At 47.3% G+C, this 13070-nt stretch carries 9 protein-coding genes; 8 read left to right on the top strand and 1 reads right to left on the bottom strand.

The features are described from left to right. Positions 1-13 precede the first annotated feature (13 nt). On the bottom strand, positions 14-1276 hold the full coding sequence (locus tag MKY54_RS08265) for a TraB/GumN family protein (protein WP_339190170.1): 1263 nt from the start codon (positions 1274-1276) through the stop codon (positions 14-16). A 259-nt stretch (positions 1277-1535) separates the two neighbouring features. On the opposite strand from MKY54_RS08265, the gene MKY54_RS08270 reads away from it, so the two are divergent. The 8 genes from MKY54_RS08270 (at position 1536) to MKY54_RS08305 (ending at position 13061) form a co-directional block, all read left to right on the top strand. After that, the gene (locus MKY54_RS08270) at positions 1536-2657 is read left to right on the top strand and encodes a glycoside hydrolase family 88 protein (protein ID WP_076184732.1); all 1122 of its coding nucleotides are present in this window, start codon (positions 1536-1538) and stop codon (positions 2655-2657) included. Continuing rightward, entirely contained in the window at positions 2647-4809 is a 2163-nt protein-coding gene (locus MKY54_RS08275; protein ID WP_339190172.1) for an alginate lyase family protein, read from the top strand. Before MKY54_RS08270 ends, MKY54_RS08275 begins: the two co-directional genes overlap by 11 nt. A gap of 67 nt (positions 4810-4876) precedes the next feature. Beyond that, on the top strand, positions 4877-6598 hold the full coding sequence (locus MKY54_RS08280; protein WP_076281121.1) for a histidine kinase: 1722 nt from the start codon (positions 4877-4879) through the stop codon (positions 6596-6598). After that, positions 6598-8181: a response regulator gene (locus tag MKY54_RS08285; protein WP_076279771.1), complete on the top strand. Its 1584-nt coding sequence runs from the start codon at positions 6598-6600 to the stop codon at positions 8179-8181. The genes MKY54_RS08280 and MKY54_RS08285 overlap by 1 nt, the downstream gene beginning before the upstream one ends. A 169-nt stretch (positions 8182-8350) precedes the next feature. Continuing rightward, a complete protein-coding gene (locus MKY54_RS08290) occupies positions 8351-9280 on the top strand; it encodes a sugar ABC transporter permease (protein ID WP_051490863.1) in 930 nt (309 codons plus the stop codon). A gap of 15 nt (positions 9281-9295) precedes the next feature. Further along, a complete protein-coding gene (locus MKY54_RS08295; protein ID WP_036675652.1) occupies positions 9296-10132 on the top strand; it encodes a carbohydrate ABC transporter permease in 837 nt (278 codons plus the stop codon). Positions 10133-10273: 141 nt separating this feature from the next. After that, a complete protein-coding gene (locus tag MKY54_RS08300) occupies positions 10274-11671 on the top strand; it encodes an extracellular solute-binding protein (RefSeq protein ID WP_076192894.1) in 1398 nt (465 codons plus the stop codon). Between the two features lie 115 nt (positions 11672-11786). Further along, positions 11787-13061 (top strand): alpha-L-fucosidase, encoded by a 1275-nt coding sequence (locus MKY54_RS08305; protein ID WP_339190174.1) that lies wholly within the window; start codon positions 11787-11789, stop codon positions 13059-13061. Positions 13062-13070: the final 9 nt, after the last annotated feature.

Here is a 13070-nt window from a genome sequence, read left to right on the forward strand (position 1 = left end):
TTAGCTAAAACAATTATTGTTTGACGACGTTAAAGCCATCTTTTTGCAATTGGGTCACGATACCATCGTCACCGAGCATATGCAGCGCGCCAACGACGACAAGGTAAGTCGCTTTTTTATCACTATTCAAATATTCTTTTACATGCTTCACCATGTTGACGTTACGATCCGAAACCAGGCCTTTATAATACTCTGGCTCTTGCGCGACCGCTTTTGTCATCGCTACGAGCGACTGCTCATCACCTTGCATCCACATTTGGGATAGTGCATCCAGCGAAGCTGCTGCGGAAGTATTGTCCGTTTGATTGAGGCTGCCGAGTGTGTCGACAAGAAGCTTTTCTTGCAATCCATCTGAGAACTGGTCGAACATATTCAGCTGCAGTTGTGTGTTTTCCAGTTCAATAATAGGTTTGTTCAGCTTGCCTGCTTTTTGTAAAAAATATAAATCAATGCCGGTATCCGCCGTATAACTTGTAACTTGCATCTGTAGACTTGAGACACCTTGGGTAACGACCCACGGTTTGAAGGAATCGAATGCATTTTCCGCCAGACCATTTGCTTTTAGCAGCTGAGTTACTTTGTTATATGTATCTGCGGATACATGATCCTTGAGCTTGGTTCCATCTGTATAAGAGCCTTTTTCCAAAGTAAACTTTTGGATCTCAGCTTGATCAATCTTAGAGATATCTACTTCGACACCTAAATATTGCGAGGCTTCAAAAGCAGCTTCAATCTCCGGACGCAGCGGGTACATTTTGTCGTTAGCCACATGGATAGAACCAAGCAGATAGACGGTGTTGCCGTTGTTCTCCACTTTCCATAAGAATCCGGTGCTTCCGGCAGCTTGAGTATCGGCCACAAAAGTGATGGTGCGCAGCGCTGGACTCCACTCCACCTTATAGCCGATCGTTTCTCCTATAAAGCGGACAGGAACATAGGTGACATTGTTGATGGTTTTAGGAGCCACCTCTAGTTTTTTCTTCTCCCCGTTTACCGTTGCGGTTGTGCTACCGATGGTCAGTGAGAGGGCCAGTCCATTTTTGGTCCCTGTTACGGTTTGGGTTTTTTTATTCCAATTAATATTTACATTAAGCTTCTCTAGCAGGGGACGCATAGGAACTAGGGTCGTTCCTTTTTCTACAACAGGGTTAGAATTGCCTAACTTTATTTCGGTTCCATCAATCCATACACCGACAGGCTTTTCAGCAGCATGCGCAGTGGTAAAGACAGACATAACCATGAAAATGGATAAAAATAATGCACCTAGCTTTTTCATTAATAGGACACTCCGTTTCTAAAAAAGAATGAAAGATGTATGTCACTCTCTGATTTTAACGTATTTTCCCATAAACAGTTATACCTTTTGTTACTATATTGATTTGATGCCTATGATTGGAAAGTAAACTTACAGTACTTCACGTCATTCAAAAGTCAAAATAATGCACATCAAAGCAAAAATCGCCCCTATTAGATCCTGTTCACTCTCCTTATCATGAAACGTAAGAAACGAAGAGCCTGAAGGGAGCAAGGAACTTATGTGGAGTAGTGCGATTGAAGATGCGATAGAGAAGGTACGTAAGAACATAGACCGGTTCGGGGGCAGTTTCCCTCATGTCAGCAGGAATGGAACTTATCAGCTCAATAACAACGACGACTGGACTAACGGATTTTGGAGCGGCATGTTGTGGTTGTGTTATGAATATACGCGGGATGACAGCTTCCGTATTGCGGCATCCCATACCGTAGAAGATTTCCGCCGCCGTTTCGCGGCAAAGACCGTGCTTGATCATCACGACATCGGCTTCCTGTATTCGTTATCCTCTAAAGCCCAGTGGATTATAGATAAAGACGAATCAGCGCGTCAACTGACATTGCAGGCGGCAGACCTGCTGCTGAAGCGCTGGCGTACAGCTGGCGGTTATATTCAGGCTTGGGGACCGGAGGGGGATACTCAGGAAGGCGGGCGGATCATTATTGATTGTCTGTTAAACCTTCCCCTTTTGTATTGGGCAGAAGAACAGACCGGTGATTCCGAATACAGGGAGGTGGCGGTCATGCAGGCGGAGAAAACGAGACGGTATCTGGTACGGGGAGATGACAGCTCTTACCATACGTTTTTCTTCGACCCGAAGACCGGAGAGCCGATTGGCGGCGCCACTCATCAGGGCTTTACTAACGGATCGACCTGGACGCGCGGGCAGGCTTGGGGTGTTTACGGTTTTGCATTATCCTACCGCTATACCAAAAATCCGTTGTATTTGGAAACGTCCAAGCGGATGGCCCGCTATTTTCTGGAGCATTTGCCGCAGGATCATGTCGCTTACTGGGATTTTAATGCTCCGGTATCTCCGGATACTTACCGGGATAGCTCGGCCTCGGCAATAGTAGCAGCCGGACTACAGGAACTGCTGGAGCTAATGGATGGGGAGGATTCGGAGCGGGCTTATTTTCAGCAGGGATTAATGCAGTCGATGACTTCGCTTGTGCAGAACTATTCCACGCTCGGCGAAGAGGCGGAGGGGCTGCTGAAGCATGGTTCTTATCATGTGCGCGGCGATCTGTCTCCAGATGACTTCATGATCTGGGGAGATTATTTCTATCTTGAAGCATTGATGCGGCTGCAAAAAGGCAACAAGGGGTACTGGTATGAACGCTGATGGCCGACAAATCTCCCCCTATGCCGTCTTTGCGCTGCTCGACCTTGAGTTGCCCGCTTTAGCTCTAGTGAAGAATGCGCTCAGCCAAGCGCGGCAGGACGATGCGCTGACTGAATTACATCGGTATTTGACCCGACGGAGCACGCCGGGCTGGCGGAAAGAGGATAACCGGAAGCAGCAGCTTATTGACTATGTACGGCTTTATTGTGCAGACGAGCTGGAAGCTGTAATGAAGACAGCGGATGAAGTTGTGGAGCAGACGTTTCTCTTTCGTTTTCCCTGGGATATGGAGCGCAGCCGCATTCCGGTTACCTTTGAGGAAGAAATTGACTGGCGTCATGTTCCGGACAAGGATGTAGAATGGGCTTATATGCTGAATCGCCACCGCTACTGGGTGGCATTAGGACAAGTATATGCGATAACAGGTAAAGAGGTTTATGCAAGAGCATTTTGCTGCCAGCTTGAAGATTGGATAGACCGTAACCCCGTTCCAGACAAGCCTGCGAATGATTCGCTGACATGGCGCACAATTGAAGCGGGCCTTCGTTGTGCTAACTGGATTAAAGCACTGTCTTATATACAGGATAGTCCGCTGTTCACACCGACGCTGCTGGCCAAAGTGATGATATCTCTCCATGAACACGGCCAATATTTAGCTTTATCGTTTACGGGCTGGAAGAAGATCAGCAACTGGGGGGTGCTGGAGACTTGTGGTTTGTTCCAAACTGCGCTCTACTTCCCTGAGTTCACTAGCGCCAATAACTGGCGACAGCTCAGTGAGGAGAGATTGGGAGAGACGGCGCGAATTCAGATTATGGCGGACGGCATCCACTGGGAGCAATCGCCCACCTATCACCATGAGGTTTTGGTATGTTTTCTCGACTGCATCCACTTAGCCCGATTGAACGGACTGGAGCTTCAGGAAGAATTTCAGCAAAAGGTTCAGCAAATGGCTGTCGCTTCATTGTATTGGGCCAAGCCGAATCACCGGCAGCCGATGCTTGGCGATAGTGATGACAGCGATATCCGTTCGCTTTTGACTTATGCGGGCTGGTTATTTCAGGATGCTGTACTCCGCTTTGGCGGATACGATCAAATGGATTATGACAATGCCTGGTTGTTTGGGATAAATGGAGTTGAGGGCTACGAGCGGCTGAATGCGGAGCTACCGCCAAACTTGTCACGCTCTTATGCACATTCCGGTCATTATGTGATGCGAACGGGCTGGGACGAGCAGGATTTGTACCTATATTTTCACTGCGGACCGCTTGGGGGTGGACATGGGCACGCGGATCTGCTACATTTCGATCTGTATGCCTATGGGCGGGATCTGCTTACCGATCTTGGCAGATACAACTATAGTGATCATACACCACTTAGAAAAGCGCTAAAAGAAAGCGCTGCCCATAATACGACCACTGTCGACGGAATTGGATTTACCGAAGTCACGGATACATGGTCCTTCTCTCAGATTGCGAAGCCAACGGGCTGCCAATGGATCAGCCATCCGGACTTTGATTATGTAGAGGGCAGCCATGACGGCTACCGTCATTGGGATGATCCGGTCTACCCGTTAAGGAGGATCCTATTTATTAAGCCTTTTTACTGGCTTCTGGTGGACAGCTTCAGTTCCCGGCAGGAGCATACATTTTCCCAGCATTTTCATTTTGCACCCGGAACGGTTCAGATGGAAGATGGAACGCTAATATGCCGTACAAAAAATGAGCGGGAAGCCAATCTTTGTATCCTTCCTGTTCATGTTGATGGTCTTCAGGGCAGGATGGATGCTGGGGTAATCTCCCGCGAATATAATCTGCTGGAACCCAATCAGTATGCTGTGTACTCCCGAAAGGGGAAAGGAACGGTCTCGATCATGCAGGTGCTGTACCCGCAGCCTGCGGGTGAGTTGTTCTGTCCGCTGGTCGAACAGGTGCCGATTTACCGCCATACGGGTGAACCGGTGGCTGCTGCACAGGCGGAGGCCTGCCGCATCATCCTCCCCGAAAGGAATGAGGAGCATATTATCGTGATCAGCCACGAGATTCCATCCAGTCATTTAGATTCCTATGTAGTGGAAGGCGTACAAATTTTTGGAGAAGTAGTGCTTATGGTTTCTGCAGACGGTCAAAAGAAAGTCACGGTAATCAGATAATGTATGAATACTGGACAACGGGCTGATAGAATAAAAGAAAAGAGCATGAGAGAGGCGCGGAGAAAACATGTTCAAATTCACTTACTATAGACGTATCCAGGTTTCATTTCTTTTGCTGATTTTTATCCCGCTGATTGCAGTATCGATCATCTCCTTCGTGCTCATCCGGGATACGATGGTAGAGAAGCTGCAGCTCAGCAACGATAACTTCCTGAACGTTATGATTGACGAACTAAACAAAACTATTGATGATGTGACGTTCGCTTCCCATTTTATTGTAAACGATACCAATTTCCGCGCTAATCTGAAGTCATTTGCGGATACTGAGCGGCTAAATAGCTATCAGGATTACGTACATTTTACGCAAATTCAAGATGTGTTTTCGCTCATTAACTCTAAGCCGTTGAATAATAATATTCGCATGTATTTGGTCAACCGGAAACACTTTGTGATCTCCTCTGGGACGGAGAATTTATCTGTAATCAATGCTAACCTGGACAAGCTGATGAGCCGTGTCAATATCCACGAACCGGAGACCTTGCAATGGCTTGGGATGGCTGACAGCGGTTCCGGTAAAAGCAGCAGCTATTATATTGCCAGAGTAATCTATGACAGCCGGGAGAAACGGCAGGTGTCCGTGCTGCTGATCTCAATTCCTGAATCCTATTTCAATAAATTGCTCGGACCCGTCGAATTTGGCAAGGTTGCATTATTTGATTCTGGAGGAGGCTTGATCGCTGGGAACTCAGAATTGGCTCCAGAAGGCAAGGAAGCGAGAGGAAGCGTTCGTACAGCCAGAGCTATCGACAAATCCAATTGGCAGCTGATCTATGAAGCTTCGGAGAAAGAATGGTCGGGCCAGATCTCGCGGACGTTTTATAGTGGCATTGGCTTGGTACTCCTCTTATTTATTGTCTTTTCGGCTACCTCCATGCTGATTGCCAAAAGATTGCATAGTCCGATCATGAAGCTGCAGCGCGTTGTGCGCCAGTTCGGGATGGGGAATCTTGATGTCAGGCTGGAGGTCAAGGGCAAGGATGAAATCGCTGAGCTGGGGCAGACGTTGAATACTATGCTGGACCAGCTGCAAGGACTGATTCACGACATCGAGCTGGAGCAGGAACAGAAGCGGGTGATGGAGCTGGAGGCGCTGTTTATGCAGATTCGCCCCCATTTTTTGATCAACACGTTGAATTCGATTAAATGTAGCCTTATTTTGGCCAAAGATAAGCTGCATAGCGGGATCATCGATTCATTAATGAGTCTGCTCCGGGCTTATTTGAAGGTCAATGAACCGGCTACCTTGCAGGAAGAATGCAAACTGCTTGGCCATTATATCGATATTATGAAGATCCGTAACGAAATCCCTCTTGAACTGGAGGTCGATCTGGAAAAGGATACAGAGAAGCTCATCGTCCCTAAGCTAATTTTGCAGCCCCTTGTAGAAAATGCAATCGTCCACGGATTGGTTGACCACCCGGCACCGCGTATTGTCGTTCGCTCGCGAACGGTCCCTGATGGGATCATGATTGAAGTTGAAGATAATGGCTGCGGTGCAGGGGCTGAAGTTCTGGCGGGCCTGAACCGCAGGTTACTGTATAAGGACGATGAACAGGATGAAGCTTATCAAAGGGTCGGGTTAATGAACGTGGTTCAAAGGCTGAGGCTGACCTATGGTCAGGATACCCGCTTGTCGCTGCATAATCTGCCGCAGGGTGGGGTGTCCGTTTCTCTGTATTTGCCGCAAGGCAATCATCAGGTTAATCTGTCAGAGAGAGAGGGATATTGATGTATAAAGTGATGCTCATAGACGATGATGTTCCTATGCTCAAAGTGCTTCAGCAGATGATTGACTGGGAGGCACATAGCTTGCAGATTGTCGGCAGCACCTATTCCAGTGCCAAGGCGTTATTAATGTTTGAGGAAGTGCAGCCTGACATTGTGATCACGGATATTGGTTTGCCGCAAAAGAACGGGATTGAGCTAGCCGATTGCTTCACCCGCATGAAGCCGGAGGTCAGAATTATTTTCCTGACCTGTCATGAGGATTTCCATTATGCTCAGCAAGCGGTAAAGCTGAAAGTGGATGATTATTTAATCAAGGACCAGCTTACAGAAGAGCAACTGGAGAAAAGCCTTGCCAAGTCCGTACACTTGCTTAAGTCGAAGATCGGGTTGATCAGCCATGGGGAGACAGGCTACAACAGCCAGCTCTTCCGGCAGAACCTGCTGCAAAGGGTGATTGGCGGTGCTCCGCCTGAAACCACACTGGCCTATGCGGCGCAAATCGGCATATCCTGGACGTATCCGTGGTTTATGCTGGGCACGGTCAGTATTCATTTTTCCAGTTTTGACAAGCGATACAAGCAGAGTGAGTATCCACTTATTTTATATGCTATTTACAATATAGCCTTGGAATTGTCCGAAACGTGTGAAGGGGTTACGCCTTTCTTGGAGCAAAAGAATATTGTGATTTTATATAATTACCGTGTGAATCTGGCGCAGAATGCCAGTCTTCATTTTCACGATTATTTACAGCGGCTGTGTTCTGAATGCTCCCATCTTCTTAAGATTCAACCGGGCATTATTGCCGTCACAGAGAAAATGGAGCTACAGGCGATTGGCCAGATCCATCGGCAGATTGTTCAGGACAAATGCGAGTTCTATGCAAGTGCGGATTACACGGTTCTGGATACTTTGCAAATCGCTTCTCCACGTTTCCAGCCTGCACCCCAAGGATTTCTGGACAGCTATATCCCGCAGATGGAACGGGCCGTGATTAAAAAAGACCTTGAAGCCATCCGTGGCACTCTACAGGAAATCGCTAGGACTGCAAAAGTTATGTCTATTCATCCTGGCGATTTCGCCCGGGATTTATCCTTTATGCTCCGCGGCATCGAGTTAATGTTTACGAGCCTGATGTTCGATGAGGATCTGTTCGTCTATCTCGTGCAGACCCGCACACTTGAAGATACGATGGAACTGGTGGAGAGAAAGCTTGTACAGATTACAGGCAGCAAGCAGCAGGTGGCAGGAACTTCTCCGCAGGAGCCCAAGCTGCAGCTTATCCAGCAGTATATCGACCAGCATCTAGGCGATAATATCACTTCAATTGATATGGCACGTTATCTGTTTCTGGATCCAAGCTATTTTTCGCGTTATTTCAAGCGCATGACTGGCCTGACCTTTACGGACTATGTGCATCAGCACAAGATGAAGGTCGCTACCAAAATGCTGAAAATCTCCAGCCAGAACCTGGAATCGCTGGCCGTCGGCCTGGGATATTCGGACAGAACCTATTTTTCAAAAGTGTTCAAAAAATATGTAGGAACAACGCCAAGCGAATATAAATCCAAACATTCGGTACGCTGAGAAGCACAATTGTTAATGATATGAACAGACTCGCCGCCCCTCTAGGGCGGTTTTTTGTTGTCGGCGTACAAAGGTCAAAATCTTGCACATTCCGGGTCATAATCACTCCTTCTTGCGGAAGGCGGATGTATTACTATAATGACAAATCAAATTGTCGAGGTGATACAACGTGGAGGCTGCAAAACAACCTGTGCCAAAAATTCTGCAAGAGAAGCGGAAATTCTGGACTCCGCAACGGAAAGAGGCTTTAACCGGGTGGCTGTTTTTGGCACCGGAAATTGTCGGGATGCTTTTTCTTAATGTATTTGCGCTTGGATTCTCACTTTATTTGAGCTTCTCGAAATGGGATCTATTGTCGGGAGTCAAAGGAATCGAGTTCATCGGATTGGATAACTATATCAAAATGTTCCATGATCCGAGTATCATTCAAGCTTTGAAGAACAATGCTTTTTATATGATTATGACCGTGCCGATCCCGATTGCGATTGCGCTGGTGCTCGCGGCATTGATTCAAAACAGTGTGTTCCTCAAAAATTATTTTAAAGTGGCTTTCTTTATTCCTTATATTTCTTCGATTATTGCGATAGCTGCCGTATGGAGTGCATTGTTCCATCCGTCTCTTGGACCGATCAATCAGTTGCTGATGGAGTTTGGAATTTCCAGCCCTCCGAAATGGCTAGTTGATCCAAAGACCTCACTGTTATCCATTGCTATTATCAGTTCTTGGGCGAGTCTTGGGTACACCATAATTATCTATATGGCTGGCTTGACGAATATTTCCGATGAAATCTACGAAGCCGCCGAAATAGATGGCGCCAGCGCGTTGAAAAAATTCTTTGCCATCACAGTTCCGATGCTGCGTCCGACCACATTTTTCCTGCTTATTACCATGCTGATTGGCTCGTTTAAGGTGTTCGACATCATCGCCTTTTTGACCGAAGGTGGCCCGAATAATTCTTCTACCGTGCTTGTGTTCAGGATCTATGAGGAAGGGTTCAAATACTACAACATGGGCTACGCTTCTGCAATTTCCTGGCTGCTATTCGCTGTCATCGGCTTGATTACCGCAGCCACTTGGAAAATGAGAAATGAAGAATAAAGGGGGGAGATTAACATGCAACTGATTAGAAAAAATATGTCCAGAGTGATCACTACCTGCATCATGGGGGCTTTGTCCATTGTATTTCTTATTCCGCTGATCTGGATGATTTCCGCAGCCTTCAAATATGAAAAAGATGTAATGCGCTTCCCGATCCAATGGATTCCCGAGAAGATCAATGTAGCGTATAATTTCAAGATGGTTTGGATGGGACGGGTACCTTTCTCCCATTTCTATTTAAACTCCTTTAAAGTTGCGATTATTACAACCTGCATCACACTGATCATTTCATCTATGTCGGCGTATGCCTTGACCAAAATCAAGTTTAAAGGACGGAATATGGTCTTTCTGGCGCTGCTGTCATTCATGATTATTCCTGACCAGGCCACGCTGATTCCGCGTTTTCTGCTGATTCGTTGGTTCGGCCTCTATGATACTCATGCTGCTATCGTATTAATGAGTATGTTCTCCATTTACTTCACGTTCTTGCTGCGGCAATTTATGATTGGTATCAGCGACGAATATATTGAAGCGGCGCGAATTGATGGTGCAGGCCATTTGCGGATATTCTGGTCTATCATTGTTCCGCTCTGCAAGCCGGTGCTCGCTACCGTGGCGATCATTAAATTTATCTGGACCTGGAATGACTACCAGAATCCGCTGATCTTCTTGCTAAACAAGAATCTGTACACTATCCCACTCGGTATGACACTGTTCCGGGACGATTATTCGAACAACTATGCGATTATGATGACGGCAGCCGTTTCGGCGATCATCCCATTGGTCATCGTGTTCATTGCCCTGCAAAAGCAAGTCATTAACGGAATCTCCTTGGGAGGCGTAAAGGGCTGACTTGCGAGTCTGCAAAAGAGGGTAAAAGTCAAAAATGTGATCCTACTACAGCAAAATTGTGCACTTGGCCTGTACAGCGGGTGCCTATAATAAGAAATGAACAAGGCACTATACTTAAATTTCAGTGCGGGGGGAAGTAAAATGAAAACAAAGGGCAAAAAAAGATTATCCGTTGTACTAGGCTCCATGCTGGCGGTTTCCTTAACGTTAAGCGCCTGTGGAAATTCCGGAAATTCAGAGAAGAATGGCGGTGCTGAAGCCAGTACGAATACCGGGAACACCAAGGTGGACAAGCAAGTCGCCATCAAATATTACAACTGGGACAATGAAGCCCAATCAGCAGGCACGGATGCCATGCTGCAGGAATTTATGGATCAGAACCCAAATATCAAGGTAGAGCATGTGACACTCGTTCCCGGTGATTCTGTGGAGATGCTGAAGAAACTCGACTTCCTGATTTCATCCGGCGAAGCGATTGACGTTGTTCAGGTACCAAGCCTTGGAGGCGTACTTGAACGGGCGACCCGGGGAGCACTTGCCCCGCTGAATGAATTCTATGAGAAGGATAACCTCGTTCCTGAGGATGAATATTATGTGAATGCTAAGGTAGACAACAACTATTATGGGATGCAATATACCAAGAGCAGCAACTATGTAATGCTGAACAAAGATGCACTGGATGAAGCTGGGCTGCCTGTACCTACTTTTGGCTGGACATGGGATGACTACCGCGACTATGCTAAAAAACTGACCAAAGGTGAAGGTGTAGACAAACGTTACGGCACATACTTCCACACCTGGGAGTTGTATATGAACGCACCGGCCCAAACGATGATGAAAGATCCATTCGTGTATGATGACGGGACGACCATTTTCGCGGATCCAACCTATAAATACTTCTTCCAGCTGCGCAAAGATATGGAGTCTGCTGATAAATCTGCGAAAACTTATGCAGATGCTTTAGCGGCTAAGCTCAATTACCGCACGGAATTCTTTAATGAAGAAGCCGCTATGATTCTGGCTGGTAACTGGACGATTGCTGATCCGGGCAATACTGAGCAGTATCCGCATGATTTCAAGACAGCTTTTGCTCCGGTACCGGTGCCTCCGGCAGGATCGGAACCAAAAGAATACGAGGGCAAATACTTCACCAGCGGCAATATGCTGGCGATGGGCGCTACTTCGAAGAACAAAGAGGCGTCTTTCCAACTGATGAGATTTATGTCAACGGCTGTTAGTGATAACAGACTGGAATTCTCCGGTTATAAAAAAGCGGATAATGAAGCCTTGCTGACCAAGCTGGTAGCTGGCAAAGAGGATATGTATGATATGGATTCACTCAAATATACACTCTTTGACAGTGCAATCCAGTTCCTTGATGGTGCACAGGTGATGACGACGGCAACGTCCGAATTGACCAAAATAATCGATGACGGCTTCAGCAGATTTATGCTTGGAAATGAATCGATTGATAAGGTGCAGCAATGGATGGTTGATGAAGCAACAAAAATTATCAACGAAAAAGGTGTTATCAAATAAATAGGGAATAAGCAAGTATCACAAGTTGTGGACGGGGCTTTGGAAGGTCATCAACTGGCTTTCCAAAGCCTTATTTATATATTGGGCCTACACAAACATATGGGAGAGTGTAGAAATGATGGAAAGCAGATTTTCACAGAACAAGCCGGAAGAGCAACTGGCGCTGCCTTCTAGGGAACAGCTGGAGTGGCAGGACCTGGAGCTGGGGATGTTTTGCCATTTTGGCATCAATACGTTTTGCGATCAGGAGTGGGGAGAAGGCAATGATTCACCTGCGGTCTTCAATCCGCTTCATTTGGATGCCCACCAATGGGTTAGTACAGCCAAAGAAGCTGGATTCCGTTATTTTATACTGACAGCTAAACATCATGATGGCTTCTGCTTGTGGCCGACTGCGACAAGTACTTATTCTGTGGCTTCTAGCCCATGGAAAGAAGGGCGCGGCGATGTCGTCAAGGAATGCGCGGAGGCTTGCCGTGAACTTGGAGTTGGCTTCGGCATTTATTTGTCTCCGTGGGACAGACATGAGCCCTGTTATGCAGATCCGCAAGCGTACGATGATTTCTATGCCCTGCAATTGCAGGAATTGCTTACGGGCTATGGTCCGCTTACGGAAATTTGGTTCGACGGCGCAGGGTCGGAGGGCCGCAATTACGATTGGCAGCGGATTATGGATCTGATCAAGCGCCATCAGCCAGGCGCCATGGTGTTTAATATGGGGGCACCAACGATCCGCTGGGTTGGCAATGAGGATGGCGTTGCTCCTTATCCATGCTGGAACACTGCGAATTCTGCGCGGGGTAGCATGTTCAGTGAAGCTTCATTGAACTGGCTTCCCGGAACGCCGAGCTGGGTGCCTGCGGAATGCGATGTGCCCATCCGTAAAGACCGCTGGTTCTGGCATCCTGAGGAGGAGCATCTGCTGCTGTCTCTGGAGCAGCTAATGGATATTTATTATCGTTCGGTTGGACATGGGGCAACTTTGCTGCTCAATGTAGCCCCTGACAACCGCGGGCTGTTTCCGGAGGCTGATGTGCAGCGGCTGCTGGAATTCGGCAAGGAGATAAGACGCAGATTTGACAAGGCTCTGGCGGTAACAGCAGGTACTGGAGATATTGTTGAACTGGAATTGCCAGCAGCTACTGTAATTGATCATGTCGAGATTATGGAGGATATCGCTTACGGCGAAAGAGTAGAAGGATATATGCTGGAAGCGTACAGCAACGGAGCGTGGCTGGAGTTGAAGCGTGGCAGTTCGATTGGCCATAAGAAAATCGACGCCTTCCCTCCGGTTGTTGCAGAGAAAATCCGCTTACGGGTGTCAGAAGCTGCCGCAAGCCCCAAGATCAGACGGCTTGCCGTCTACCACTGCGGGGAATCGTTAGAATAAATATTAATA

This window comes from Paenibacillus sp. FSL P2-0121, from assembly GCF_037975345.1.
Lineage (GTDB): Bacteria > Bacillota > Bacilli > Paenibacillales > Paenibacillaceae > Paenibacillus_AQ > Paenibacillus_AQ odorifer.